The organism is Nocardioides sp. (assembly GCF_036267815.1).
Lineage (GTDB): Bacteria > Actinomycetota > Actinomycetes > Propionibacteriales > Nocardioidaceae > Nocardioides.
In genome coordinates this window covers 1-25,645 of sequence record NZ_DATAVI010000044.1, presented here as the reverse complement: position 1 = coordinate 25,645, position 25,645 = coordinate 1, and the positions used below count along the sequence as shown (strand labels likewise).

The following is a 25,645-nucleotide window of genomic DNA, read 5'->3' as shown; positions in this document are numbered from 1 at the left end:
GCCGCCGGATCAGCCGCCCGCCACCCGGACGGCGCGGCGGCGCCGCCACCACCACACCGGGAGACAGGTCGAGAACACCACGCCGCCCAGACCGACGCCGGTCTTCAGAAGGACGCGCTCCCAGCCGGGTACCCGTTCGTCGGCCGGCGCCATCACGACGTCGGTGTCGGCGCCGGTGAGGCCGTCGTCGGAGATCGGGTAGACACCCATCCGCGTGGCGTGGTCCCACGGCTTCATCGTCACGGTCGCGCCGTGGCTGTCACCGGGCACCGTGTCGACCACCGCGCCGTCCACGGTGACCGCCCAGCTCTGCGGCGCGCTCAGCGAGCTCCAGGTGTAGTGGACGTCCATCGCCGAGCGCGCGGGCCGGCCGACGACACTCAGGTGCTCGGCGCTCGGTGGGGTGCCCGCGACGGTCAGACCGTCCTGGGGCGCGACCGAGACCCGGGCCGAGGCGTTGCCGAACCGTCCGTCGGTGTCGACGACGCGCACCTGCATCTCGCCGGTGTAGTCGGGCGGATAGCGGTACGTCGTGGTCGGCGTCGTCGTCGTCCGGTCGAAGACCCCGTCGCCGTCGAAGTCCCAGTCGTAGCTCACGACCTCACCGTCGCCGTACGCGCGGCTCGCACTGGCGTCGAATCCCACGGCCCGCTGCGCAGGCGAGAAGTACGACGTCTGGTCCAGCCTGGCGACCGGCCGCCTGATGATGCGGTTGAGCGCCTCGAAGAGCGCCGACACCGTGTCGTCGCCCTTGTCGACCAGCTCCCCCGACGTGGCCTTGGCCAGCCTCTTCTGCTCCGACAGCTCGGGGCTCACCGGGAAGACGTTGACCGGGTCGATGTGCAGGGCCAGCCTCGAGACCGACTTCAGGGTCTCTCCACCGGTGCGGTCGGGGTCGTGGTAGCCGGCGTCGGTCAGCACGACGGCGGCCTTGGTGGCGCCCCGACGCCAGTCGAGTCCCTGGAAGGCGACGGTCAGTGCGTGCAGCAGACCCTCGGGGGTGTCGCCACCACCGTGGGCCCGCAAGGTCGCGAGCTCGGCCCGGAACTGCGCCTGGTCGTCGGTCAGCGGGGTCAGGATGCTGGCCGGCACGCGGTCGACCGAGTCGCGGTACTCCACCAGGGCGACCCGGCCGTCCTGCGCGGCGATCCGGTCCGCCGCCTGCCGGGCGAACTGCTTGGCCTGGTCGATGTCGTCGGCCATCGAGCCCGTGGTGTCGATGACGAACACGACGTCGAGTCCGTTGGCGCCTGGCGCGGTGGGACTCCCTCCCACCGGGTCGCGCACCTGGTTGCGCAGCCCGAGGCGCCACACCGCCCGGTCGGCCGCGCACTCGGTCGCCGAGACGCGGTAGGCCGCAGTGGTGCCGTAGCGGCAGACGACGGGGTGCCCCGCGTCGTCGTACCAGAAGGAGTGGATGTCCCTCTCGTGCTTGCTCGGGAGGTGCACGCCGGCCCCGCACACCGCGTCGTCGGGGAAGCAGAAGGAGTCCGTGACCGACTCGGCCCAGTGCGGGAGCGGTGGGGTCGAGGCCTTGAGACCGCCGACGGGCGCCATCGCCGGGTCGACGTGCACGTACGACTCGGGGTCGCGGGTGTCGTTGTTGGGGTCGGCGATCAGTGCCACCGCGGCGATCTGGGCACGGACCGCGGCGCTGGGCCGGACGAAGCGCAGGAACTTCAGGTTCGTCAAGGAGTCAACGGAGAGCGACAGCCGCCCGGCGAGGTAGGAGTAGATGACATCCGAGCCCTGGGAGAAGCCGGTCAGGACGAACCTCGTCCTGGTGCCGCAGCGGTCCTGCTCGGCGGCCAGCACCCGGGCCAGCTCGCGCACCCCCTGCTCGACCGACCAGTCGTAGTCGGTGACGATGTCGTAGAGGTTCGCGGGGACGGCGGGGTACCGGATCGGGGCCCAGCCCAGGTCGACCTCCGACCCGATCGCGGCGTGGATCCTCTGCACGACGTCGTAGTTGTACGGGGTCTGGGTCGCCGGGTCGGTGTCGGCGAACGCGATGTCGGCAGCGATGCTCGAGCCGCCGGTCCTCGTCGAGATCGGGTCGAAGGCGTCCCAGGTCGCGGCGTACCCGAGTCCCGGGTTCTTCGGGTCGTACCCGCGGACGGCGGCTCCGGTCTTCGGTGCCTGGCCCGAGCCGCGCACGGCGTACACCATGACGTCGGGGCAGCCCGCCGCCGGGGCCTCGGCGAAGACGTCAGCAGAGGCCTCGGCGCCCGAGGCGCCCGTGACCGGGGCGGCTACCAGAGCGGCCGTCGCGCAGCCGAGGGCCATCGTCGTCGCCGCGAGCGCTCGCCAGCGCCCCCGCACCCCCGTCGGTCTCACGCGCCGAAGTGTGCCTCACCGGGCCCGTCCTGACGAGACCTCGGCCGGCGCAGCCGTCGAGCCGCTGGTCAGGCCAGGACGCCGTCGGCGATGACCTCGAGCAACGGGCGTACGGCGGCCTGGTCGAGGTTGCCGTTGTCGGCCACGGAGGCGACTCCGCCGACCAGACGGCACATCTGGACCACCTCGATGTGCTCGCGCAGGGCGTGGACCTCGTCCAGCCGGTCCACGACCCGCTGGGTCGCCGCGGCCAGAACCTGGCACTTGGTGACGATCGGCGAGGTGGCGTCGCCCATGGCGCTGGTGATCTTGGCGGGGCCGCCCTTGTGCATGCTGATCAGGTCGACGTAGGTCTCGAACCACGCCAGCAGCAGCTCGCGGGAGTCTCCCTCGTGGACCAGCACCTTGTCGGCGGCGTCGTTCACGCGGTCGACCCAGCTCTGCATGATCGCGTCCATCAGGACGTCTCGACTCGGGAAGTGGCGGTACAGGGTGCCCGCACCGACCCCGGCCCGCTTGGCCACCTCGTCGAGCGAGGCGTCGTAGCCCTGCTCGCGGAAGACCTCGCGCGCAGCCTCGACCAGGCGTTCGCGGTTGCGCTGGGCGTCGGCCCGCATGACCCACCTCACTTGCCAAACGGAGACTGTCTCCGTATAGTTTCTCCAAGCGGAGAACTTCTCCGCTACAGAGTACATCGGCCCCGGCTACGAGGCCAGACAAGGAATCAACCCCGTGTCATCTGCACTGTCCACCCGCCCCGCCCACGCATCCGGCGACCTGCCGGCGGACCTTCCGGCCAACGCCGGTCGCGCCGCCACCGGGATCGCGATCGTGCTGGTGGCCCAGCTCATGCTGGTGCTGGACGCCACCGTCGTGAACGTCGCACTCCCCCGGATCGACACCGACCTCGGCTTCGGCCCCGCGTCGTTGTCCTGGGTGCTCAACGCCTACACGCTCGCCTTCGGCGGGCTCCTCCTGCTCGGCGGCCGGCTCGGCGACGTCCGCGGCCGCCTCCGCATGTTCGAGATCGGGCTGAGCATGTTCACCCTGTTCTCGCTCCTCGGTGGTCTGGCACAGACCCCGACCCAGCTGGTCCTCGCCCGCGCTCTGCAAGGAGCCGGTGCCGCGATGGCAGCACCCAGCGTCCTGGCGCTGCTGACCACCAGCGCCCCCGACGAGGCCGCCCGCAACCGCGCGCTGGCCCTCTTCGGTGCCGTCTCGTCGGCCGGCGCGTCGATCGGGCTGCTGCTCGGCGGCGTCGTCACCGACCTCGGGTCGTGGCGCTGGACGCTGTTCATCAACGTCCCGATCGGGATCGTCGTCCTGCTGCTCGCACGCCGCTTCGTGTCCGAGACCAACCGCCGTCCCGGCCGCTTCGACGTCGTCGGCGCGGTCACCGCGACGCTCGGCGCCGTGGCGATCGTGTGGTCGCTGATCGGCACGCCGGAGCACGGCTGGCTCTCGGTGCGCACCATCGGCGGCTTCGTCGTCGGCGTGGCGCTGCTCCTGGTCCTCGGCCGCACCGAGGTGCGTCACCCGCACCCCCTCGTGCAGCCGCACCTGGTGCGCAACCGCCGCCGGATCGGCGCGCTGGCCGTGATGGCGCTGGTGATCGGGGCGAACTTCTCGATGTTCTTCCTGGTCGTCCAGTACGACGAGCGCGTGCTCGGCTTCGGACCCTTCGAGACGGGCCTGGCCTTCCTGCCCTTCAGCCTGGGCGTGTTCGCCATGTCGCGGGTCACCCCCCGCCTGCTCGCCGTCCTCGGCGCACGGACCATGGTGATGATCGGCACGTCCGCGCTGGTCGTCGGCTTCGCCTGGCTGAGCCAGATCGGCACCACGTCGTCGTACCTCGGCTCGGTCTTCGGGCCCGTGCTGATCGCGGGTCTGTCCACCGGCCTCATCTTCATGCCGATCACCGCGACGGTCCTCGGCGGCGTCGAGCCCGAGCACGCCGGATCGGCGTCGGGGCTGCTCCAGACCACGCAGCAGCTCGGCGGATCCGTGGGCGTCGCCGCGATCGTGTCGGTCTACGCGACCGGGGCGGTGCCGGGACAGTTCGTGCCCGGCGTCGAGGCGGCGTTCCTGACCTCCGCGACCTTCGCCCTGGTGGCCCTCGTGGTGGCGACGACGACGCTGCGCCAGCGCCGGGCTCCGGAGGAGCTCGCCCGCGCGGCCGAGCCGGAGTCCGAGCTGGTGGCCGAGGCCGCCTGACCCTGGTCGAGGTGGCCCCCCGAGCTCGTGCAGCCGGGGCCACCTCGACCGGCTCTGCGAACTACACGACTGTAGTTATCCCGAACGCCTGTTACTGGTGTGACTGATGTGTTTATGGTGTGGCGTCCCCGCGGAAGCCGGCCCCGGTGCCGGACCCCCCACCGCGGGGATGCCGCCGTCTTCGGGAGTCGCTGACATGTTGCTTCGCCGTGCCGTTCTCGCCACCACACTGGCGGCGGTGGCCGCGTTCGCGACCGTCGTCGACGAGACCGGGAACGCCGCCACGGCGACCACCCCGGCCGGCAACGTAGTGACGCCGGGGAACTTCCTCGGGTACGGCTTCGACCAGTGCAACACCCCCAGCCAGAAGGCCATGAACACCTGGCTCAGGAGCTCGCCGTACCTCGCGGTCGGCATCTACATCGCCGGAGCGTCCCGGGCCTGCACCGCCCAGCCCAACCTGACCCCCGCGTGGGTGAGCAAGCAGCTCGGAAACGGCTGGCGGCTGCTGCCCCTGGACGTCGGCCCGCAGGCGCCGTGCAACCCGCGCTTCCCGCGGCACGGCAAGGACCCCGTGATCGCCAACACGAAGGCCAAGAGCGGCACCTTCGACAAGGCCCGGCAGCAGGGCGTGACCGAGGCGAAGACCGCCGTCACCGCCGCGACCAAGCTCGGCATCGTCTCGGGCAGCACCCTGTGGTACGACCTGGAGAACTTCGACCAGACCAACAACCGCTGCCGCAACGCGTCGTTGTCCTTCCTCAGCGGCTGGACGAGCGGCCTGCACGCGCTCCACTACGTCTCGGGTGTCTACTCCAGCGCGGGCTCGGGGATCTGGTCGCTGGACCGCGCCCGGGTGAAGACTCCGAAGAGGTACGTGCTTCCGGACCGGATCTGGCTCGCGCGCTGGGACGGCGACGCCAACACCTCGACCTCCTACATCCGGGCCGACGGCTGGGTGCCCGGCAACCGGATGAAGCAGTACATCGGTGGGCACAACGAGACGTGGGGCCACGTCACCATCAACGTCGACACCGACTTCCTCGACCTCGGGAAGCACACGCTGCGGCCCGTCACGCACTGCGGCGGAGTCACCGTCGACCTCGGCGACTACCCCCGCCTCCAGTCCGGAGCCGACGCGACCCCGGTCAAGGCACTCCAGTGCCTGCTCACCGAGCAGAAGGCCTACGCCGGCAAGATCAACGGCCGCTACAACGCGGCCACCTTGAGGGCGACCAACACCTGGCAGAAGGCCCACGGCATCGCCCCGAAGCCCGTCTGGAGCCGGCGCGCGTGGATGACGCTGCTGATGGTCGGGTCACGCCCGGTGCTGAAGTTCGGCTCCACCGGCCCCGCCGTACGACGGCTTCAGCGCACCCTCAACGCCGCGACGCACGGCACCGACCTGCCGGTCACGGGGGTCTTCGCCCAACTGACCGACGCGGCCCTGCGCTCGTGGCAGATCTCGCAGGAGCGCAAGGCGCTCGGCGTGGTGAACCCCAGCACCTGGACCGCCCTGGCGGCCGGCGCGCGCTGACCGGTCGCCTCGGCGATCAGCCGGCGGCGGCGAGGGCGGTCAGGCCGGTGAAGAAGGCCAGGCCGTCGGTGCCGGCTCCGGTGAGCTCCTCGACCGCGTGCTCGGGATGCGGCATCAGGCCGACGACGTTGCCGCGCTCGTTGGCGATGCCGGCGATGTCGTGGAGCGAGCCGTTCGGGTTGACGTCGAGGTAGCGCGCGACCACCCGCCCCTCGCCCTCCAGCCGCTCGAGGGTCGGCTCGTCGGCGATGAAGCCGCCCTCGCCGTTCTTGATCACGATCGTGACCTCGGCGTTCGCGGCGTACGACGAGGTCCAGGGCGTGCGGTTGCTCTCGATCCGCAGCCGTTGGTCGCGGCACACGAAGGTGCGGTGGTCGTTGCGGGTGAGGGCGCCGGGCAGGAGGTGCGACTCGCACAGGATCTGGAACCCGTTGCAGATGCCGAGCACGGGCATCCCGCGCCCGGCGGCCGCGACCACCTCGGTCATCACCGGGGCGAAGCGCGAGATCGCGCCGCAGCGCAGATAGTCGCCGTAGGAGAAGCCGCCCGGCAGGACGACCGCGTCGACCCCCTTCAGGTCCGCGTCGGCGTGCCACAGCCCGACGGCCTCTCCGCCGGCCAGGCGGACGGCGCGCGCCGCGTCGCCGTCGTCCAGGGAGCCCGGGAAGGTGACGACGCCGATCCTCACGACGGCTCCGCGGACGTCACGGTGTAGTCCTCGATGACCGGGTTGGCGAGCAGCGTCTCGGCCATCCGGCGGACGTCGGCGAGGTGCTGCTCGTCGGCCTCCCCGTCGAGCTCGATCTCGAACCGCTTGCCCTGACGCACCTCGCTGACCCCGTCGAACCCGAGTCGCGGCAGGGCCCCGAGGACGGCCTTGCCCTGCGGGTCGAGGATCTCGCGCTTGGGCATCACGTCGACGACGTAGCGGGCCACGGTGGAGCCTTTCGGGGCGGCGTCAGGGCGCATCGGCTGGGGCCGGCGGGGTTCTACCGGTGCCGCCAGTCTAGGGATCGGCGCTGTCCGTTCAGCACATCGCCACCCGGACCGGGCAGACTGGGCCCATGGCAACGAACAACCCGCTCGGCGGCATCGGCGGAGGGGCAGGCCCCGGACTCCAGGGCGCGCGCCTGCTCCAGCTTCAGTTCCCGCAGTCCCTGGGCGTCTACGACGACTACGCAGCGGCGCAGAAGGCCGTCGACTTCCTGTCCGACAAGGAGTTCCCGGTCGAGAACTGCATGATCGTCGGGACCGATCTGAAGCAGGTCGAGCGCATCACCGGGCGCCTCACCACCGGGAAGGTCGGCCTCGGCGGCGCCCTGTCGGGGCTCTGGCTCGGCATCTTCGTCGGCGTCGTGCTCTCGCTCTTCGACACCAAGAGCAACGGCTTCGCCACCATCGTCACCACCGCGTTGTTCGGCGTGGTGTTCGGCACCGTGTGGGCGATGGTGGGGTACGCCGCCGCTCGCGGCCAGCGCGACTTCTCCTCGGTACGCGTCGTCGTGGCCACCCGCTACGAGGTGCTGGTCGAGCACAAGCTCCTCCAGCGGGCGCAGGAGATCCTCGCCCAGCTCCCCGGCGCCCGCCCCAACCCCTTCGCCTGACCGCCGAGGTGGGAGGAGTTTCCCGCCGAGGCGGTCAGGGGCGGTCAGGGGCGGTCAGGGCGGGAGCGAGTGGCGAGGACGGCGGAGGCGCGCAGGAGGTCCTTGCGGATCGTCTCGGGGGCGAGTCGCCCGGTGAACGACGCGGCGAGCGCGAAGGCGCCGTGCCCGGTGAGCCGGCCCTCTGCCGTCAGCCTGGTCCCCTGCTGCGTGCTCACGAAGCGCATGGTGAGCAGCCCGTCGACGCCGCGCCAGGTCCCGGTCTCGGCCAGCAGGCGGAACGGCGTGAGCTCGGTGATCGCCATCGATGGCCGCAGCCCGACCTTGGTGACGTCGCACCACGTCATCCCCACCCGGGGCTCACCGGCGTCGACGTCGGCGACGGCCTTCAGGCTGGCCTGCCACAGCGGCCGGCTGTGGGGGTCGGCCAGGAAGCGGAACATCGACGACGGCGGGTGCGGCAGCTCGAGCGTCACCGAGAACTCACTCATCGTGGCTCACCAGGCTTCGCCCGTGAGAGTCTCGTAGGCCTCGACGTAGCGGGCGCGGGTGTGCCCAACGACGGACTCGGGAAGGGGCGGCGGCGCCTCGCCCGACGCGCGGTCCCAGCCGGACGCGGGTGAGAGCAGCCAGTTGCGCACGATCTGCTTGTCATACGACGGCTGGGTGCGGCCGGGCTCCCAGTCGGCCGCCGGCCAGAAGCGCGACGAGTCGGGGGTCAGCACCTCGTCGGCCAGGACGATGGTGCCGTCGGGACGGTGCCCGAACTCGAGCTTGGTGTCGGCGATGATGATGCCCCGCTGCCGCGCGATCAGGTCGGCGCGCGCGTACACGGCGAGCGTCGTCTCGCGCAGTGACGCGGCCACCGACTCCCCGACGGTGGCGACGACCGCGTCGTAGGTGACGTTCTCGTCGTGGTCGCCCAGCGCCGCCTTGGTCGCGGGGGTGAAGACCGGCTCCGGCAGCCGGCTGCCGTCGTCGAGACCCGAGGGCAGGGCGATCCCGCAGACCTCGCCGGTGGCGCGGTAGTCGAGCAGCCCGGAGCCGGTGAGGTATCCGCGCGCCACGCACTCGACGGGGAACATCGCCAGCCGCTCGCAGACGACCGCACGGCCACGCACGGCATCCGGGACGTCGGTGGACACCACGTGGTGAGGCACGAGCGAGGCCAGCTGCTCGAACCACCACAGCGACATCCGGGTCAGGATCTCGCCCTTGTCCGGGATCGTCGTGTCCAAGACGAAGTCGAACGCCGAGATGCGGTCGCTGGCGACCATCAGCAGCCGGCCGTCAGGCAGCGCGTAGAGGTCGCGGACCTTGCCGGAGTGCAGAGGGGTGAGACCGTCGAGCTCGGGCGCTACGGGGGTCGGCATGGGGCGAGGGTACTCAGTACCGGACGTCGAAGACGTCGGCGCCGGTCGGCGCGGCGTCGGTGACGGCGACGTCACGCACGACGGCCGACGAGGGTCCCTGTCGGCACCAGTCGACGAGGGCGGTCACGTCGTCGTCGTCGCCCTCGAACACGGCCGCCACCGAGCCGTCGGGCTCGTTGCGCACCCACCCCGTGACGCCACGCCGACGCGCCTCCTGCTGGGCATACCACCGGAAGCCGACGCCCTGGACCCGGCCCGTCACATGCACCTGCACGGCTCGCACAGCTCGCCCGGCTCGCCCGGCCCTAGAGGATCGAGCCCGGGGAGTACGACGCGGCGTCGGGGTGGCGGGCCACCAGCGCCTCGACCCGGCGTACGACGGCCCGGGTCTGCGCACGCGCGGCGCCGGTGAACTCCAGCGGGTCGGCCACGAGGCCGGCGATCGCCCGCCGGTCCAGGCCCAGCCGGGAGTCGGCCGCGAGCCGGTCGAAGAGGTCGTTGTGGGCGCGACCCTGGCGCATCTCCAGGGCGACGGCGACGGCGTGCTCCTTGATGGCCTCGTGGGCGGCCTCGCGCCCGACCCCGGCGCGGACGGCGGCCAGCAGCACCTTGGTCGTGGTCAGGAACGGCAGGTAGCGGTCGAGCTCGCGCTGGATCACCGCGGGGAACGCCCCGAACTCGTCGAGGACCGTGAGGAACGTCTGGAACACGCCGTCGGTGGCGAAGAAGGCGTCGGGCAGTGCCACCCGGCGGACGACGGAGCAGGAGACGTCGCCCTCGTTCCACTGCGCGCCGGCGAGCTCGCCGACCATCGTCAGGTGGCCGCGCAGCACGACGGCGAGGCCGTTGACCCGCTCGCAGGAGCGGGTGTTCATCTTGTGCGGCATCGCGCTCGACCCGACCTGGCCCTCGGCGAAGCCCTCGGTCACCAGCTCGTGCCCGGCCATCAGCCGGATGGTCGTGGCCAGGCTGGACGGCGCGGCGACCAGCTGGACCAGCGCCGCCACGACGTCGAGGTCGAGCGAGCGCGGGTAGACCTGGCCGACGCTGTCGAGGACCCGCTCGAAGCCGAGGTGCGCGGCGACCCGGCGCTCGAGCTCGGCCAGCCGCTCCTCGTCTGCGTCGAGCAGGTCGAGCATGTCCTGGGAGGTGCCCATCGGGCCCTTGATCCCCCGCAGCGGGTAGCGCGCGAGGAGCTCCTCGACCCGCTCGACCGCGACGAGGAGCTCGTCGGCGGCACTCGCGAACCGCTTGCCCAGCGTCGTCGCCTGGGCCGCCACGTTGTGCGAGCGACCCGTCAGCACGGTCGCGTCGTGCTCGGCCGCCAGGCGCGCCAGCCGCGCCAGAGTGGCGACCGCCCGGTCGCGGACCAGCGCGAGCGACTGGCGCACCTGGAGCTGCTCGACGTTCTCGGTGAGGTCGCGCGAGGTCATCCCGAGGTGGATGTACTCGTGGCCGGCGAGCGCGGTGAACTCCTCGATCCGCGCCTTCACGTCGTGCCGCGTCACCCGCTCGCGAGCGGCGATGGAGTCGAGGTCGACGCCCTGCTCACCTCGGGCCGCGACGTCCTCGTAGGCCTCGACCACCCCCTCGGGTACGGCGACGCCGAGGTCGCGCTGGGCGGTCAGCACGGCGATCCACAGCCGGCGCTCGAGCACGACCTTGTGAGCAGGGGACCAGATCTCGGCCAGGTCGGGCGCGGCGTACCTCGTCGCCAGCACGTTGGGGACGGTCATGACGCCTCCGGCGCGGTCGGTCGCTCCCAGCGGACCCCGGGAAGCCGGTCGAAGTCACCGTCGAACGACGCCACGGTCGCCCGGTGCTCGATCGCGAGCGCTGCCAGGTGGGCATCCGTCGTGAGGTTGCCGGCGGCTCCGGCCTCGCGGAGCAGACGGGCCAGCACCGTGGAGTGGCGGGGTGTCGGCTGGACGATCTGGGCGGCCGGGGAGCCCAGCCACTGCTCGACGACCAGCATCGCCTCCTCAGAGGTCAGCGGTCGGTCGAAGATGCCGGCTCGGGTCGAGATCCGCACGAAGCCGAGCAGGGCCACCCAGGCGAAGCCGACCGTGGCGCTGCCGGACAGGGCGTCGTCGAGCCAGGCCCGGGCCACCGCGTGGTCGGGCACCCGGGGATTGACCGCGTAGAGGAGGACGTTGGTGTCGACGACACGCACTCAGGTGCCTCGCCGCATCTTGCGAAGCAGCTCCTCGTCCTCGAGCTCGGCGGACAGCTGCAAGGCCTTGGTGAGGTCGACCCTGGGCACCCCCATGTCGAAGACCAACGTCTGGAAGCGCTCGGGGCGTGGGGACCCGGCCGCCTCCCGGATCGCGTCGTTGAGGGCCTTCTTGAACGAGACGTGCCTGGCCTTCATCCGGGCCCGCACGATCTGCTCGGTGTCGTCGTCGAGAGTCACCGTCGTCCGCACGGGTGACAGCATAGCATCATCTGGAATGATGCTCAGGCATCACCTCAGTGAGGTCCGCCCGAGCCGGGCCCGCGCTCGTCGTCTCGCACCACGCGCAGCTGGTCGAGGCTGGCACCGTAGTGTGCCGGGCGACGACGTCACCGGGCTCGAGGTACGGCGGCCCACCCGCCGGCCGGTGCTCGGCAGCCGGCCCGGTCATCGACCGGCGGCGATGTCGGTGCGCCACTGCGCACCGGCGAACGAGATGGCCGAGAGACCCTCGTAGGCGCGCGCGCGGGCGTCGGCGACGTCGCGGCCGGCGGCGGTGACGGCCAGGACGCGCCCTCCCGCGGTCACCACCTGTCCGTCGGCGAGCGCCGTACCGGCGTGGATGACGACGACCCCGTCCGGTGTCGCGTCGAGCCCGGCGATGACGTCGCCCTTCGAGGAGGTCTCCGGGTAGCCCTTGCTGGCCATCACCACGGTGACCGCGCCACCCGGCTTCCAGGCCGGCGGTGGCACGTCGGCGAGCGTGCCGGTGGCCGCACCGAGGAGCAGCGGAGACAGAGGTGAGACCAGGAGCGGCAGCAGCACCTGGGTCTCGGGGTCTCCGAAGCGGGCGTTGAACTCGACGACCCGGACCCCGCGCGAGGTCAGCGCGAGGCCGGCGTACAGCAGCCCGGTGAACGGCGTGCCTCGCCGCGCGAGCTCGTCGACGGTGGGCTGGAGGACCGTGCGGGTCACCACGTCGACCAGGTCCGGCGGCGCCCAGGTCAGGGGTGTGTAGGCGCCCATCCCGCCGGTGTTGGCGCCTCCGTCGCCGTCGTGGATGCGCTTGAAGTCCTGGGCGGGCTGGAGCGGGTAGACCGTCGCGCCGTCGGCGTCGTTCCAACCGCAGAGCCCGAAGAGGCTGACCTCGGGGCCGTCGAGGTACTCCTCCACCACGACGCGGCCGCAGGCCCTCGCGTGGTCGAGGGCCTCCTGGCGGTCAGTCGTGACGACGACCCCCTTGCCCGCGGCCAGCCCGTCGTCCTTGACGACGTACGGCGGCCCGAAGGCGTCCAGCGCGAGCGCCACCTCCGCGTCGGACTCGCACACCCGGGCCCGCGCGGTCGGGACGCCCGCCGAGGTCATGACCTCCTTGGCGAAGGCCTTGGACCCCTCGAGCCGGGCGGCGGCAGCCGTCGGCCCGAAGCACGCGACGCCGGCCGACCGGACGGCGTCGGCGACGCCGGCCACCAGCGGAGCCTCGGGTCCGATGACCGCGAGTGCCACGCCCAGCGAGGTCGCGAGTGCCGCGACAGCCGGCCCGTCCATCGGGTCGACGTCGTGCAGCCTGGCGCGCGCCGCCATGCCCGGGTTGCCCGGCGCGGCGTGCACGACGCCCACGCCGGGATCGGCGGCGAGGGCCTCGACCAGGGCGTGCTCCCGACCGCCGGACCCGACCACGAGGACGTCCACGCGGCAACCCTACTGGCGGTCCAGCAGCCTCCCGAGACGGACCACGACGCCGATGGCGGTCACGGCGACACCGGCCGCGACCGACGGCCAGGGCAGGGACGCGACCAGGAGCACGCAGCCCGCGCAGCCGAGGAGCTGGAGCCAGCGGGGAAACCTCCGCTGCGAGTCCGGCTGCCGGTAGGCCGCGGCGTTCGCGACGAAGTAGTACAGCAGCACGCCGAACGACGAGAAGCCGATCGCGCCGCGCAGGTCGGTCGTCAGCACGAGCGCCACGACCACTCCGGCCACCGTCAGCTCGGCGCGGTGCGGCACCTGGAACCGCGGGTGCACGACGTCCAGCCAGCCCGGCAGGTCGCGCTCGCGCGCCATCGCGAGCCCGGTCCGGCCAAGGCCCGCGACCAGCGCCAGCAACGCCCCCGCCGAGGCCAGCGCCGCCCCGACCCGCACGACCCCGACGGCCCAGCCGTCCGAGGTGGCGCGCACGGCATCGGCCACCGGAGCCGTCGACGCGGCGGTGCCGGGTCCGCCGAGCACCGCGAGGACGCCGACGGCGACCAGCCCGTAGACGACCACCGCGCCGCCGAGTGCGATCACGATAGCCCGCGGGATGACCCGCACCGGGTCACGGACCTCTTCTCCCAGCGTGGCGATCCGGGCATAGCCGGCGAACGCGAAGAACAGCAGCCCGGCCGACTGGAGGACGCCGTAGGCGCCGTGGTCGGGCGAGGTCCAGCCGTCGAGGTGGTGCGCCGACCCACCACGCAGGCAGCTCACGACCGCCACCGCGAGGGCGACGAGCACGAGGAGGACGACCGTGCGGGTGACCAGGGCGGTCCGGCTGACGCCGGCGCAGTTGACCAGCGCGACGACGACCACCACGGCCGCGGCGACCGGGCGCAGCCAGCCATGCGGCGCGGCGTACGCCGCGAAGGTCAGCGCCATCGCGGCGCACGACGCGGTCTTGCCCACCATGAAGCCCCAGCCGGCCAGATAGCCCCACCACTCGCCGAGCACCTCACGGCCGTAGAGGTAGGTGCCCCCGGCGCGGGGATGGGCAGCCGCGAGCTGGGCCGAGGCGGTCGCGTTGGCGTAGGCGACGACGGCCGCGGCCGCCAGGCCGAGCAGCAGGCCGGTGCCTGCCGCGCGAGCAGCGGGGGCGTACGCCGCGAACACCCCCGCGCCGATCATCGACCCGAGGCCGATGAAGACGGCGTCGCCCAGCCCCAGTCGCCGGGCCAGGGGAGCGTTCACAGGGTCAGCCTGACGGCCACGGTGTCGCACCTGCCTGACCGGGCTTGCTCGGGGCCCGCCTGGAGTCCGTCGCGGCGGGTGTCAGTGCGGGACGGAGAGGATCTGCTCACGGCCCGGCCCCACGCCGACTCCCCAGATCCGGGTCCCCGAGAGGTCCTCCAGCGCCCGGACGTAGGCCTGGGCGCTCGCCGGGAGGTCTGCGAACTCCCGACAGCCCGAGATGTCCTCCCACCAGCCGTCGAGGTGCTCGTAGACCGGCCGGGCGTGGTGGAGCTCCGTCTGGGTCATCGGCATCTCGTGGTGGCGCACGCCGTCGACGTCGTAGGCCACGCAGACCGGCACCCGCTCCCAGCTGGAGAGCACGTCCAGCTTGGTCAAGAAGAGCTCGGTCAGGCCGTTGACACGGGTGGCGTAGCGCGCGACCACCGCGTCGTACCAGCCGCACCGCCGGTCGCGGCCGGTCGAGACCCCGACCTCGCCGCCGATCTTCCAGAGCTTCTCGCCGTCCTCGTCGAACAGCTCGGTGGGGAACGGCCCGGACCCGACGCGGGTCGTGTAGGCCTTGATCACCCCGATCACGCGGTCGATGCGGGTCGGGCCGACGCCGGCGCCGGTGCAGACCCCGCCGGCGACCGCGCTGGAGGAGGTGACGAACGGGTACGTGCCGTGGTCGACGTCCAGCATCGTGGCCTGGGCGCCCTCGAACAGCACGGTCTCGCCGCGGTCGAGCGCGTCGTTGAGGAGCAACGACGTGTCGGCGACCACGGGCCGCAGCCGGTCGACGTAGACCAGCAGCTCCTCGACCACGGCATCGACGTCGACCGCGCGACGGTTGTAGACCTTGGCGAGGAGCTGGTTCTTGACCTCGAGGCTCGCCTCGATCTTGTCGCGAAGGATCTTCTCGTCGAACAGGTCGGCCACCCGGATGCCGACCCGCGCCGCCTTGTCGGCGTATGCCGGCCCGATTCCGCGCCCCGTGGTGCCGACCTTGTTCTTGCCCAGGAACCGCTCGGTCACCTTGTCGATGGTCTGGTGGTACGACGCGATCACGTGCGCGTTGGCGCTGACCACGAGGCGCGAGACATCGACCCCGCGTGCCGCCAGGCCGTCGAGCTCGCGGAAGAGCGCCTCCGGAGAGACCACGACGCCGTTCCCGATGACGGCCGTGCAACCCGGCGTCAGGATCCCGCTGGGGAGCAGGTGGGTGGCGAACCTCTCGCCGTTCACCACGATCGTGTGCCCGGCGTTGTGGCCACCGCTGGTGCGCACGACGAAGTCGATGGACTCGGTGGTGGCCAGGAGGTCGGTGGCCTTCCCTTTGCCTTCGTCGCCCCATTGGGCTCCGAGGACCACGATCGCGGGCATCGGACCTCCTGCACGGGGGCAGCCGGGGACGGCGGGGGCCGGCTCGACTCGGTGCGGTCTCGGCCGAGGCGGCTCGGGCGGTCGCGACCATACCCCACGGGGGGAGTCGCCGCTGCCCGGGCGTCGGCTATGGTCCGGGCCGTGGATCCACTCCTCGTCATCACCAACGATGACGCGGGGACCGCTGTCGGCGGGGCTCTCGGCGACGCCCTCGACGTGCTCAGGGAGCGATGCTCGGTCGACATCCAGACCACGTCGCATCCCGGCGAGCTCGACGGAGTGCTCCAACGCGCCGGGTCACGCAGGATCGTGGTCGCCGGCGGGGACGGCAGCCTGCACGAGGTGGTCGCGGCTCTGTACCGCCGCCACGAGCTCGGCCACACGGTGATCGGCCTCCTCCCCGCCGGCACCGGCAACGACTTCGCCCGGTCGGCGGGGGTCCCGCTCGACCTGCGGCAGGCCGCCGAGGTAGTGCTGACCGGTCGCCCCACCCCGATGGACCTGATCGTGGACGAGCTCGGCGAGGTCGTGGTCAACAGCGTCCACGTCGGCGCCGGGGCGCAGGCCAGCCGGCGGGGCGCCCGGTGGAAGGAGCGCCTCGGCCCGATCGGCGTCGGCCGGGTCAGCCTCGGCCGCCTCGGCTACCCCATCGGCGTCGTCCAGTCGGCCTTCCAACCCCCCAGCGTCCATCTGCACGTCGAGGTCGACGGCCGGCTGGTGACCGATGTCGACCGGCCGGTGCTGATGGTGGCGATCGGCAACGGCGCCAGCGTCGGCGGCGGGACCGAGCTGACTCCGGAGGCGGACCCCGCCGACGGCAAGGTCGACGTGATGGTCTCCCACGCCGTCGGGACGGTGGCCAAGCTCGGCTACGCCCTCCGCCTCACCCGCGGTCAGCACCACCGCCGCGACGACGTGCAGTACCTCACCGGCTCCCAGGTGACGGTCTCGGGCAGCGCGTTCTGGATCAGCGCCGACGGTGAGGTCAGCGGCCCCGAGCGGCAGCGCAGCTGGCATGTCGAGCCCGGCGCCTACTCGTTCGTCCGGCCCTAGGGTTTGTGGGTAGTCCCTGACGATCGGGTCGCCGACGCGTCGTAAGAGCAGCACAATCGTCAGGGACTACCCGAAAAGCGCAACGTCAGAGCCAGCCGCGGCGCATGGCCTCGGCGCCGGCCTGGAACCGGGTGTCGGCGCCGAGCTCGATCATGAGGTCGGAGACGCGACGGCGCACCGTGCGCAGGCCGAGACCCATCGTGCGTGCGATCTGCTCGTCCTTGGCGCCGGCCTGGAGCTGGCGCAGTAGGAACACGCGCTCGCTGCTCCGCTGCCCCGACAGCTCCGAGACCGGCACCGCCCTCTCCCAGTACTGCTCGAACAGCAGGGTCAGAGCCGCCACCAGCGCGCCTTGTCGGACGAGCAGGCGCGGCGAGTCGGCGTAGCCGAGCGGCTCCGGGAGCACCGCATGGGTGCTGTCGACAATCATCAGCCGGGTCGGCATGTCGTCGATGAGCCGCACCTCCTCGCCGGCCTCGACCCTGAGGTGGAGGGCTTCGGGAGCCTCGTGCAGCGCCCGCAGGGGGTAGACGGCGCGCGAGCGACGCCCGGACTCCACGGCGCGACCGACGACCTGGGAGATGGCGGACTCGCGCGGCATCAGCCAGGCGTCGGGACGCAGGAAGAGCAGGTCACCCCGACTGTGCTCGATCAGGTCGGTGAGCAGCTCGAGCGCGTTGCCGCCGGTGCTCAGCTCGCCGTCCAGGGCCCAGACGTCCTCCACCTCGCCAGGAGCCGGGCGGGTGCCCGCGGCGACCAGCAGCGGTACGGCGCGCGAAAGGTCGGCAAGCCGGTCGCGGGCGCGCAGGGCGGCGTCGGCCTCGCGGGCGATCGCCGACTCGAGCGCCTCGTCGACCCGCTGGACCAGGACGCGCTCGCCCTCGACCCGCACGATGCCGAGCGACGTGAGGGCGCCGAGGGCGGCCGGCACCCGGGCGGCCTCGACGCCCAGCGCCGTCCCGACCTCGGCGAGCGTCGAGCCGCTGAGCGGGAGCACCTGCTGGTAGCGACGCTCGTCCTCCGCGCTCAGCCCGAGCGCCGAGAGGACCGAGACCGCTCGTCTGCGTGCCACGAGGTGGCAGTTTAGTGCCACTGACCGCGAGGACCGGCTGTTGGACCGTTCCAAAAGGCCATGATGATGCCAGACGGGCAGCGACGGGGCTGCTAGGCCGGCACACATCGGGGGATGATCCGGCCGTTCGTCGAGAGGGCGTCGGCCGCAAGGCGGGCGCCCTCCCCGCATTTCGCCCCACGTCGGCTCCGCCAGGGTCCGCCAGGGTCCGCCAGGGTCCGCCAGGGTCGGCCGGCGTCGGCCGGCGTCGGCCGGCGTCGGTGTCGCGGCGAGAAACCGGCGGGAGGCGTCGTTCTCCCGCGCGATACCGTGGCCGCCCGTCCGCCCCGCCGCAGCAGGAGAACCATCTCGATGTCCCGATCCGAGCCGACCCGCGCGCCCCACGACTGGGTGACCCGCGCCGCCGACGACGCGATCCGGCACCACGAGAGGACCGGGGCCTCCGGGCCCGTCACCTGCTCGTCGGGCGCTTCGCCGTCCGGCCCGGTCCATCTGGGCAACCTGCGCGAGTTCCTGATGCCCCACTTCGTGGCCGACGAGCTACGGCGCCGTGGGGTGCCGGTGCGTCACCTGCACGTGTGGGACGACTACGACCGCTTCCGCAAGGTGCCCGCCGGGGTCGACCCGTCGTACGCCGACCACATCGGCCGGCCGTACACGGCGATCCCCGACCCCTGGGGCTGCCACGCGTCCTGGTCCGACCACTTCAAGGAGCCGATCGTCACCGCGCTGCACGCGCTCGGCGTCGACATGGAGGAGATCTCCCAGACCGAGCGCTACCAGGCGGGCGTCTACCGCGACGAGGTGCTGCGCGCCGTACGCCGGCGCCGTGACATCGACGCGGTGCTGGCGAAGTACCGCACGAAGAGGGCCGAGGGCCAGACGTCCGCCGACGAGACCGGCGACCACGCCGCCCAGGAGGCCGAGGCGCTGGCCGAGTCGGTCGCCAACGACGACGAGGACGAGGCGGGCGCGGGCACGGCCGACGTCGGCTACTTCCCCTACAAGCCCTACTGCCGCGACTGCGGTCGCGACACGACCACGGTCACGGCCTACGACGACGAGACCACCGAGCTGGCCTACACCTGCGCCTTCGGCGGCTACCACGGCACCACCACCTTGGCCACGCAGGACGAGGGCAAGCTGGTCTGGAAGGCCGACTGGCCGATGCGCTGGGCCTTCGAGCGCGTCGACTTCGAGCCGGCGGGCATGGACCACGCGACCCCCGGGTCGTCGTTCACCGTCGGCCACGAGCTGGTCGAGTCGGTGTGGGACTACCCCCGGCCGGCATGGTTCGGCTACGGGTTCGTCGGCTTCGCCGGCGTGCAGAAGATGTCGTCGTCCGCCGGCGGCGCCCCCACCGCGCAGGACGCGCTCCGGGTGCTCGAGCCGGGGATCCTGCGCTGGCTCTACGTCCGACGGCAGCCGCGGCAGACCTTCGACATCGACTTCGGCCCCGAGGTCGTCCGGCTGTACGACGAGTGGGACGCCCTGTCGCGCAAGGCCGCCGACCCCGAGCGACGCGACGTCCAGGTGCTCGCCCACGAGCGCGCGGCCTCCACGGCGACCGCCGGGGCGCTGCCAGCGCCCGAGGTGGTGGTGCCGTTCCGGACGCTGTCCTCGGTCGCCGACGTCACCGCCGGCGAGCCGGAGCAGGTCAGCCGGGTCGTCGCCGACCTCGGCTACGCCCACGACTCCGTCGACCAGCTCGAGCCGCGGCTCGCGCGGGCGATGGCCTGGACCGAGGAGTTCGTGCCGACCGACGAGCGCACCACGGTCCGCACCGAGCCGGACGCCGCGGCCGTCGCGGCCCTCTCGCCGCAGGAGCGCGAGTGGCTCTCGTTGCTGCTCGCGGGGCTCCACGGCCGGCTCGAGCTCGAGGCCGTCACGGCGCTGGTCTACGGCGTGCCCAAGCTGGCGCGCGGGATGACGCTGGACGACGCCCCGACCGAGGACGTGAAGGCCGACCAGAAGGCGTTCTTCCGGCTGCTCTACCACCTGCTGGTCGACGCCGAGCGAGGCCCGCGCCTGCCGACGCTGATCGTCGCCCTGGGCGCCGAACGGGTGCGGTCCCTGCTGGGTGCCTGACCGGCGGCCGGGCGCGGGTCAGCCGAGCAGGGCGTCTGCGGCGGCCGGGCTGGAGTCGCGCAGGAACTCCGAGCAGCGCTGCCACTCGTCGTCCTCGCCGATGGCCCGGGCGGACACCGCCAGCAACGCGAGGGCGCTCAGGAAGCCTCGGTTGGGCTCGTGCTCCCACGGCACGGGGCCGTGTCCCTTCCAGCCGTTGCGGCGCAGCAGGTCCAGGCTGCGGTGGTAGCCCACCCGCGCGTAGGCGTAGACCGTGACGTCGTCGGCGCCCTCGTCGCGCGCCTGCTGCGCCAGCGCCGCCCAGGCGGTGGGTGAGGCCGGGTGGCGGCGTACGACGGCGGCGGGGGCGTCGCCGCGCTCCAGCTCCCCGGACGCCGGATCTGGCGGCAGGTGCGTCGGCGGCGGTCCGGCCATCAGGTCCTGGAAGCTCATGCCGCCCAGCCTGTCAGATCGAGCCTCGCCCGGCCGTCATCAGGACAGCCGGCTCCACAACCAGGAATCGATGTCGGCGGGAAGGTGTTGACTTCAGTCATGGCGCAGCAGACCCCCACCCGAGACGCGGTCCCCGAAGACGTGCGGCCGTGGCCGGCGCTGTTCGCGCTCTGCCTGGGCTTCTTCATGATCCTGGTGGACACCACGATCGTCACGGTCGCGACGCCGGCGATCATCTCCGACCTCCACGCCGATGTGAACAGCGTGGTCTGGGTGACCAGCGCCTACCTGCTCGCCTACGCCGTGCCGGTGCTGATCACCGGCCGCCTCGGCGACAGGTTCGGCCCGAAGAACCTCTACCTCGTCGGCCTCACCGTCTTCACGCTGGCCTCGCTCTGGTGTGGTCTGACCAACTCCATCGAGATGCTGATCGCGGCGCGGGTCGTCCAGGGGCTCGGCGCCTCGATGCTCACGCCCCAGACGATGGCCGTGATCACCCGGATCTTCCCGGCCGACCGGCGCGGTCAGGCGATGGCGCTGTGGGGCGCGACGGCGGGCGTGGCGACCCTGGTCGGTCCGATCCTGGGCGGGGTGCTGGTCGACGCGCTCGGCTGGGAGTGGATCTTCTTCATCAACGTGCCGGTCGGCGTCATCGGCTTCTTCCTCGCGGTGCGCCTGGTCCCGTCGCTGCCCACGCACACCCACCGGTTCGACTGGCTCGGCGTGGCGCTGAGCGGGCTGGGGATGTTCTTCCTGGTCTTCGGCATCCAGCAGGGCCACAAGTACCACTGGAACGGCTGGGTGATGGTCTCGATCCTGGGCGGCGTCGCGCTGTTCGTGGCCTTCGTGGTCTGGCAGGCGAAGAACCGCGTCGAGCCGCTGGTGCCACTGCGGCTCTTCGACGACCGCAACTTCTCGATCTCCAACTTCGCGATCTCCACCATGTCGTTCACGGCGACGGCGATGGGCTTCCCGACGATGCTCTACGCCCAGCTCGTCCGCGGATACTCCCCCCTTCAGTCCGCGCTGCTGTTCGTGCCGATGGCGGTGATGTCGATCATCCTGGCCCCGATCGTGGGGCGGTTCACCGACAAGGTGCACCCCCGGCTGCTGACGGGCGTCGGCTTCGCCGTGACGGCGTTCGCGATCTACCTCGTCTCCCGCTCGCTGACCGCGACCGGTCCGGTCTGGCACATCCTGGCCGCGATGACGGTGCTCGGGATCGGCATGGCCGGCATCTGGGCCCCGCTCGCCGCGACCGCCACGCGCAACCTCCCGATGCAGCTGGCCGGCGCCGGATCCGGGGTCTACAACGCCACCCGTCAGGTGGGAGCGGTCCTCGGCTCGGCCGCGATCGCGGTCCTGATCGACTCCCGGATCGCCGCCCACGGCCTGTCCGGGGGCGCCGAGCCCGACGGCGCCCTCCACCAGCTGCCGGCGATCGTGCGCGACCCGTTCAGCCAGGCGATGTCCGACGCGATGCTGCTGCCCGCAGCGGTGCTGGTCCTCGGACTGGTCTCGGTCCTCTTCTTCCAGCTCCCCCGCCACCTCACCCCCCGCGGCGGTGCTACCCCCCAGCCAACGGCCGCGACCACCCCAGCCGAGACCCCCGCCCCCGACCCCCTCACCCACTGACCCGTTGCGCTGCGTGTTCCGACCCACCCACGCACCCCACCACCAAGCCACCAGACGACACCCGCACGCACCGCACAGTGGGGACCACCACCCCCGCTCGCCCCAGGGCGAGGTCGACGCGGCGTGTGCGATGCGAGGGCCGCCTACGCGAGCGACCCGACGACGTTGAGTACCGGCCGCAGCGAAGCCACCGAGCCGCATCGACCTCCGCCCCGGGCGTCGAGCGGGGTTGGCCAGAAGCTCGGCCAACGCGCAAGCCTGCGCTACCTCAGGGTGTGCCCGGTGGACGACAGGTTCGAGCACGCCTCGACGACGCGCGTAGACATCCCCGCCTCCGCCGCCTTCCCCCACGCCCGGGGGTCATAGACCTTCTTGTCCCCCACTTCCCCATCCACCTTCAGCACCCCGGAGTAGTTGCGGAGCATGTGATCCACCACCGGCCGGGTGAAGGCGTACTGCGTGTCGGTGTCGACGTTCATCTTGACGACGCCGTACGACACCGCGTCGGCGATGTCCTGCTCGGAGGACCCGGACCCGCCGTGGAAGACCAGGTCGAGCGGGAGCGACCCCGGCCCGAACCCGGCGTGGGTGCCGTACTTCTCGATGATCGCGTCCTGGGCCTTCTTCAGGATCTCCGGTCGTAGCTTGACGTTGCCGGGCTTGTAGACGCCGTGGACGTTGCCGAAGGTCAGGGCGGTCAGGTAGCGCCCCTTGTCGCCGAGGCCCAGTGCCTCGACGGTGTCGAGGGCATCGTGAGGCGTGGTGTAGAGCTTCTCGTCCAGGGCGCCTTCGACGCCGTCCTCCTCGCCGCCGACGACACCGATCTCGACCTCGAGGATGATGTGGGCCGCAGCCGCCTTCTCGAGCAGCTCGGCCGCAATCTGCAGGTTCTCTTCCAGCTCGACCGCCGAGCCGTCCCACATGTGCGACTGGAACAGCGGTGCCTTGCCGGCATCGACGCGCTCCTGCGAGATGGCGAGCAGCGGACGGACGTAAGAGTCGAGCTTGTCCTTCGGGCAGTGGTCGGTGTGCAGCGCGATCTGGACCGGGTACTTCGCGGCGATCACGTGCGCGTACTCGGCGAGTGCGACCGCGCCCGTCACCATGTCCTTGATCGCCGTACCGGACGCGAACTCGGCGCCGCCGGTCGAGACCTGGATGATGCCGTCGCTGCCCGCGTCGGCGAACCCGCGCAGCGCGGCGTTGATCGTTTCCGACGACGTCACGTTTATCGCCGGATAGGCGAAGCCGCCGGCCTTCGCCCGGTCGAGCATGTCGGCGTAGCTCTCGGGGGTGGCGATGGGCATGCGTGACCTCCAGGGGATTGCGGCGCGTCGCCGAGAAGTATCTCGTACGCGCTCGGCGAAACTCGCTGTCCCCATCCGTCCACCCGTGATCGACTGATCGGCATGGACGTTCTGGTGATCGGCGGCTCGGTATTCCTCGGACGGGCGGTGGTGAGCGAAGCGCTCAAGCAGGGCGCCGACGTCACCGTCTTCAACCGCGGCAAGTCGGGGGCGACGCCCGACGGCGCGCATCAGCTCGTTGGCGATCGCACCGTTGACGCCGACCTGGAACAGCTGCGCGGGCGGCACTTCGATGTCGTCGTCGACACCTGCGGCTACGTGCCGGCCGATGTCGCGCGCAGCGCGCACGTGCTCGCCGGCTCGGCTGATCACTACGCGTTCATCTCGAGCATCAACGCCTATCCCGGCTGGCCCGAAGACCCTGACTACACCACCCGCGGCCCGCATGACGGCAGCCCCGATGCCACCCGCGACGACGTGCCCGAAGACCTCGATGCCAGCGCGTCCTACGGCTGGCTCAAGGTCGGCTGCGAGCTGGCGGTGGCCCGGGCGTTCGGGGCTGACCGATCTGCATTGCTGCGCGGTGGCTGCATCGTCGGACCGGACGACCGTCAGGTCGGTCGGTTGCCGTGGTGGGTCGACCGGGTCTCGCGCGGGGGCGAGGTGCTCGTGCCTGGCAGCCCCGACGACCATGTCGCGCTCATCGATTCGCGCGACCTGGCCCGGTTCGCGCTGTCGCGTGCGGCTGGCACGTTCGAGACGCCCGGCCCGAGCACCCGTGACACCCGCGCAGACCTGATGGCCGCCTGCCTGGCCGCGACCGGGTCCGGCGCGACGTTCAGCTACGTCGATGACGACTGGCTGGGCACGCAAGAGGTGGCGGCGTGGACCGAGATCCCGCTCTGGGTGCCGCTGGCCGAGGCACCCAGCGTGTTCGCCCACCACAGCGAGGACGCCGAGGCGGCCGGTCTGGCGTGGCGACCGCTGGCCGACACCGTCGCTGACACCTGGGCATGGCAGCAGACCGTCGAGGGCGGCTGGCAACCGTCCAAATCGACTCCCGGGCTGGGCCCGGACCGCGAGCGCGAACTGCTCGCCGCCTGGCACGCCCGCTAACACTCACCTTTGCCCCGCGTAGCCACGCTGCGCCGCGCCAGCAGCATGCGTACCCGGGGCAGAGCCGGCCTGCCCGATCAGCCTTGCCCCGCGTAGCCACGCTGCGCCGCGCCAGCAGCATGCGTACCCGGGGCAAAGCCAGCCGGGGCAAAGCCAGCCGGGCAAAGCCAGGTGGGGCAGAGCCACTCGGTGTCACCATCGACGGCCGCTGGGCGATCTCGGCCGAGTAGCTGAATACCCTCGCGCCGAGCTGAGGAAGATGCGGGCACGACGGTAGTGGCTTCATAGACTCCTCGGATGCACTTGCTGGCCAACCCGATCGCGCCGGACCACCTGCTCAGCAGCTTCGGTCTCATCGGCTTGGCCATCATCCTGTTCGCCGAGTGCGGCCTGCTGGTCGGCTTCTTCCTGCCCGGCGACACGTTGCTGCTCTCGGCCGGCATCGCGCTCGCGGTGGGGACGATCCACACCTCGCTGGCCGCGTACCTGATCGTGGCGCCGATCGCGGCCGTGCTCGGCAACGTGGCCGGCTACTGGATCGGATACCGAGCTGGGCCGGTCGTGTTCGATCGGCCCAACTCGAAGATGTTCCGTCCCGAGTACGTCGCCCGATCCGAGGCGTTCTTCGATCGCTTCGGCTGGATCACGATCCTGCTCGGCCGTTTCGTGCCGATCGTCCGCACCGTCACCACGGTGATGGCCGGCGTGGGCAAGATGCGCTTCACGACCTACCTTGTCGCCAGCATCATCGGCGCCATCGTGTGGACCGACGGGATCCTGCTGCTCGGTCACGCGCTCGGGCACATCGACTTCGTCCGCTCACACAAGGGCTGGATCGACTACGCGGTAGTCGTCGTGGTGCTGCTCTCGCTCGTCCCAGCCGGCATCCACTACCTCGCGGGACGGCGCCGCGCTCGCACCGGCGACAACGAGTGAGCGGCGGATCAAGAACCAGCCAGCGGCAACTCCGGCGGCGGCAACCGCGGCCGACAGCCACAGCGCGTGGTGCATGCCGGTGACGTACTCGTGTGCACCGTGCTGCCCGAGGATCGCTCCGGTCGGCACCAGGGCACCGAGGACGGCCACGCCGAGCGCGATGCCGGTCTGGCGTGCCGCGTCGTTGATGCCAGCCGACAGCGCCTCCTGACCCGCCGGGCTCTCGCGCAAAACCAGCCCGCTCACGACCGGGTTGAACAGCCCGCAGCCGATCATGCTCACGATCTGCGCCGGCAGCAGCATCACCCAGGACGAGTGCTCGTCGGCGACGACGCCGATGGCCAGGCCGACCGCGACGAGTGCCAGGCCGAAGGTGAGCAGGACCTTCGGATCGATGCGCGTCACCAGCGACGCGGTCGCACCGGCCACGGCGAAGCTGATCGTGGTCGCCGGCATCCAGGAC

Annotated in this window: 25 protein-coding genes; 8 read left to right on the top strand and 17 right to left on the bottom strand. The window is 71.9% G+C overall.

Going from position 1 to position 25,645, the window contains the following annotated elements:
• Nucleotides 1-9 precede the first annotated feature (9 nt).
• Nucleotides 10-2,337, bottom strand: a complete 2,328-nt coding sequence (locus VHW64_RS09615) for a VWA domain-containing protein (protein ID WP_329650321.1) — start codon at nt 2,335-2,337, stop codon at nt 10-12.
• Between the two features lie 68 nt (nt 2,338-2,405).
• Nucleotides 2,406-2,954, bottom strand: a complete 549-nt coding sequence (locus VHW64_RS09610) for a helix-turn-helix domain-containing protein (protein ID WP_329650320.1) — start codon at nt 2,952-2,954, stop codon at nt 2,406-2,408.
• 115 nt (nt 2,955-3,069) lie between these two features.
• Here VHW64_RS09610 and VHW64_RS09605 point away from each other — a divergent pair, with 115 nt between their 5' ends.
• The gene (locus tag VHW64_RS09605) at nt 3,070-4,551 is read left to right on the top strand and encodes an MFS transporter (protein WP_329650319.1); all 1,482 of its coding nucleotides are present in this window, start codon (nt 3,070-3,072) and stop codon (nt 4,549-4,551) included.
• 238 nt (nt 4,552-4,789) lie between these two features.
• Nucleotides 4,790-6,088, top strand: coding sequence for a glycoside hydrolase domain-containing protein (locus tag VHW64_RS09600; protein ID WP_329650318.1), 1,299 nt, complete (start codon nt 4,790-4,792; stop codon nt 6,086-6,088).
• Nucleotides 6,089-6,104: 16 nt separating this feature from the next.
• Here the strand turns inward: VHW64_RS09600 and purQ are convergent, their stop codons facing one another.
• Together purQ and purS are read right to left on the bottom strand one after the other, a co-directional pair.
• A complete protein-coding gene (gene purQ / locus VHW64_RS09595) occupies nt 6,105-6,776 on the bottom strand; it encodes a phosphoribosylformylglycinamidine synthase subunit PurQ (RefSeq protein ID WP_329650317.1) in 672 nt (223 codons plus the stop codon).
• On the bottom strand, nt 6,773-7,024 hold the full coding sequence (gene purS / locus VHW64_RS09590) for a phosphoribosylformylglycinamidine synthase subunit PurS (RefSeq protein WP_329650316.1): 252 nt from the start codon (nt 7,022-7,024) through the stop codon (nt 6,773-6,775). The genes purQ and purS overlap by 4 nt, the downstream gene beginning before the upstream one ends.
• Before the next feature lie 128 nt (nt 7,025-7,152).
• On the opposite strand from purS, the gene VHW64_RS09585 reads away from it, so the two are divergent.
• Nucleotides 7,153-7,692: a general stress protein gene (locus VHW64_RS09585; RefSeq protein WP_329650315.1), complete on the top strand. Its 540-nt coding sequence runs from the start codon at nt 7,153-7,155 to the stop codon at nt 7,690-7,692.
• A 44-nt stretch (nt 7,693-7,736) separates the two neighbouring features.
• Here VHW64_RS09585 and VHW64_RS09580 read toward each other — a convergent pair whose 3' ends face one another.
• The 9 genes from VHW64_RS09580 to VHW64_RS09540 all read right to left on the bottom strand — a co-directional run bounded on the left by VHW64_RS09580 (nt 7,737) and on the right by VHW64_RS09540 (nt 15,543).
• Nucleotides 7,737-8,180, bottom strand: a complete 444-nt coding sequence (locus VHW64_RS09580) for an SRPBCC family protein (RefSeq protein WP_329650314.1) — start codon at nt 8,178-8,180, stop codon at nt 7,737-7,739.
• Nucleotides 8,181-8,186: 6 nt separating this feature from the next.
• Complete coding sequence (locus VHW64_RS09575; RefSeq protein WP_329650313.1) at nt 8,187-9,062, bottom strand: phosphoribosylaminoimidazolesuccinocarboxamide synthase; 876 nt, start codon at nt 9,060-9,062, stop codon at nt 8,187-8,189.
• Nucleotides 9,063-9,075: 13 nt separating this feature from the next.
• Entirely contained in the window at nt 9,076-9,336 is a 261-nt protein-coding gene (locus VHW64_RS09570) for an acylphosphatase (protein WP_329650312.1), read from the bottom strand.
• 31 nt (nt 9,337-9,367) lie between these two features.
• Nucleotides 9,368-10,798 (bottom strand): adenylosuccinate lyase, encoded by a 1,431-nt coding sequence (gene purB / locus VHW64_RS09565; protein WP_329650311.1) that lies wholly within the window; start codon nt 10,796-10,798, stop codon nt 9,368-9,370.
• On the bottom strand, nt 10,795-11,235 hold the full coding sequence (locus VHW64_RS09560; RefSeq protein ID WP_329650310.1) for a type II toxin-antitoxin system VapC family toxin: 441 nt from the start codon (nt 11,233-11,235) through the stop codon (nt 10,795-10,797). The genes purB and VHW64_RS09560 overlap by 4 nt, the downstream gene beginning before the upstream one ends.
• A complete protein-coding gene (locus VHW64_RS09555; protein ID WP_329650309.1) occupies nt 11,236-11,487 on the bottom strand; it encodes a hypothetical protein in 252 nt (83 codons plus the stop codon).
• 195 nt (nt 11,488-11,682) lie between these two features.
• Nucleotides 11,683-12,927, bottom strand: coding sequence for a phosphoribosylamine--glycine ligase (gene purD / locus VHW64_RS09550; RefSeq protein ID WP_329650308.1), 1,245 nt, complete (start codon nt 12,925-12,927; stop codon nt 11,683-11,685).
• Between the two features lie 9 nt (nt 12,928-12,936).
• Entirely contained in the window at nt 12,937-14,178 is a 1,242-nt protein-coding gene (locus VHW64_RS09545; protein ID WP_329650307.1) for an APC family permease, read from the bottom strand.
• A gap of 81 nt (nt 14,179-14,259) precedes the next feature.
• A complete protein-coding gene (locus VHW64_RS09540; RefSeq protein ID WP_329650306.1) occupies nt 14,260-15,543 on the bottom strand; it encodes an adenylosuccinate synthase in 1,284 nt (427 codons plus the stop codon).
• A gap of 141 nt (nt 15,544-15,684) precedes the next feature.
• Here VHW64_RS09540 and VHW64_RS09535 point away from each other — a divergent pair, with 141 nt between their 5' ends.
• Nucleotides 15,685-16,596, top strand: a complete 912-nt coding sequence (locus VHW64_RS09535; RefSeq protein ID WP_329650305.1) for a diacylglycerol/lipid kinase family protein — start codon at nt 15,685-15,687, stop codon at nt 16,594-16,596.
• Between the two features lie 85 nt (nt 16,597-16,681).
• Here the strand turns inward: VHW64_RS09535 and VHW64_RS09530 are convergent, their stop codons facing one another.
• On the bottom strand, nt 16,682-17,668 hold the full coding sequence (locus tag VHW64_RS09530) for a DNA-binding response regulator (protein WP_329650304.1): 987 nt from the start codon (nt 17,666-17,668) through the stop codon (nt 16,682-16,684).
• Nucleotides 17,669-18,019: 351 nt separating this feature from the next.
• On the opposite strand from VHW64_RS09530, the gene lysS reads away from it, so the two are divergent.
• On the top strand, nt 18,020-19,756 hold the full coding sequence (gene lysS, locus VHW64_RS09525) for a lysine--tRNA ligase (protein ID WP_329650303.1): 1,737 nt from the start codon (nt 18,020-18,022) through the stop codon (nt 19,754-19,756).
• An 18-nt stretch (nt 19,757-19,774) separates the two neighbouring features.
• Here the strand turns inward: lysS and VHW64_RS09520 are convergent, their stop codons facing one another.
• The gene (locus VHW64_RS09520; protein ID WP_329650302.1) at nt 19,775-20,188 is read right to left on the bottom strand and encodes a DUF3151 domain-containing protein; all 414 of its coding nucleotides are present in this window, start codon (nt 20,186-20,188) and stop codon (nt 19,775-19,777) included.
• Nucleotides 20,189-20,287: 99 nt separating this feature from the next.
• On the opposite strand from VHW64_RS09520, the gene VHW64_RS09515 reads away from it, so the two are divergent.
• Entirely contained in the window at nt 20,288-21,823 is a 1,536-nt protein-coding gene (locus VHW64_RS09515; protein WP_329650301.1) for a DHA2 family efflux MFS transporter permease subunit, read from the top strand.
• Nucleotides 21,824-22,086: 263 nt separating this feature from the next.
• On the opposite strand, the gene fbaA is transcribed toward VHW64_RS09515, so the two are convergent.
• Entirely contained in the window at nt 22,087-23,130 is a 1,044-nt protein-coding gene (gene fbaA, locus VHW64_RS09510; protein WP_329650300.1) for a class II fructose-bisphosphate aldolase, read from the bottom strand.
• 102 nt (nt 23,131-23,232) lie between these two features.
• On the opposite strand from fbaA, the gene VHW64_RS09505 reads away from it, so the two are divergent.
• Nucleotides 23,233-24,246: an NAD-dependent epimerase/dehydratase family protein gene (locus VHW64_RS09505; protein ID WP_329650299.1), complete on the top strand. Its 1,014-nt coding sequence runs from the start codon at nt 23,233-23,235 to the stop codon at nt 24,244-24,246.
• A 297-nt stretch (nt 24,247-24,543) separates the two neighbouring features.
• Complete coding sequence (locus tag VHW64_RS09500; protein WP_329650298.1) at nt 24,544-25,182, top strand: DedA family protein; 639 nt, start codon at nt 24,544-24,546, stop codon at nt 25,180-25,182.
• Here VHW64_RS09500 and VHW64_RS09495 read toward each other — a convergent pair.
• Nucleotides 25,066-25,645, bottom strand: a 580-nt coding sequence (locus VHW64_RS09495; RefSeq protein ID WP_329650297.1) for an MFS transporter, incomplete at its 5' end; no start/stop codon positions are given. The genes VHW64_RS09500 and VHW64_RS09495 overlap by 117 nt on opposite strands.

What these genes read in the sequence shown, in the direction of transcription:
- VHW64_RS09610 (WP_329650320.1), bottom strand. Translation starts at nt 2,954, where the DNA reads ATGCGGGCCGACGCCCAGCGCAACCGCGAACGCCTGGTCGAGGCTGCG.
- VHW64_RS09585 (WP_329650315.1), top strand. Translation starts at nt 7,153, where the DNA reads ATGGCAACGAACAACCCGCTCGGCGGCATCGGCGGAGGGGCAGGCCCC.
- VHW64_RS09580 (WP_329650314.1), bottom strand. Translation starts at nt 8,180, where the DNA reads ATGAGTGAGTTCTCGGTGACGCTCGAGCTGCCGCACCCGCCGTCGTCG.
- VHW64_RS09575 (WP_329650313.1), bottom strand. Translation starts at nt 9,062, where the DNA reads ATGCCGACCCCCGTAGCGCCCGAGCTCGACGGTCTCACCCCTCTGCAC.
- purB (WP_329650311.1), bottom strand. Translation starts at nt 10,798, where the DNA reads ATGACCGTCCCCAACGTGCTGGCGACGAGGTACGCCGCGCCCGACCTG.
- VHW64_RS09540 (WP_329650306.1), bottom strand. Translation starts at nt 15,543, where the DNA reads ATGCCCGCGATCGTGGTCCTCGGAGCCCAATGGGGCGACGAAGGCAAA.
- lysS (WP_329650303.1), top strand. Translation starts at nt 18,020, where the DNA reads ATGTCCCGATCCGAGCCGACCCGCGCGCCCCACGACTGGGTGACCCGC.
- VHW64_RS09520 (WP_329650302.1), bottom strand. Translation starts at nt 20,188, where the DNA reads ATGAGCTTCCAGGACCTGATGGCCGGACCGCCGCCGACGCACCTGCCG.
- VHW64_RS09515 (WP_329650301.1), top strand. Translation starts at nt 20,288, where the DNA reads ATGGCGCAGCAGACCCCCACCCGAGACGCGGTCCCCGAAGACGTGCGG.
- fbaA (WP_329650300.1), bottom strand. Translation starts at nt 23,130, where the DNA reads ATGCCCATCGCCACCCCCGAGAGCTACGCCGACATGCTCGACCGGGCG.
- VHW64_RS09505 (WP_329650299.1), top strand. Translation starts at nt 23,233, where the DNA reads ATGGACGTTCTGGTGATCGGCGGCTCGGTATTCCTCGGACGGGCGGTG.
- VHW64_RS09500 (WP_329650298.1), top strand. Translation starts at nt 24,544, where the DNA reads ATGCACTTGCTGGCCAACCCGATCGCGCCGGACCACCTGCTCAGCAGC.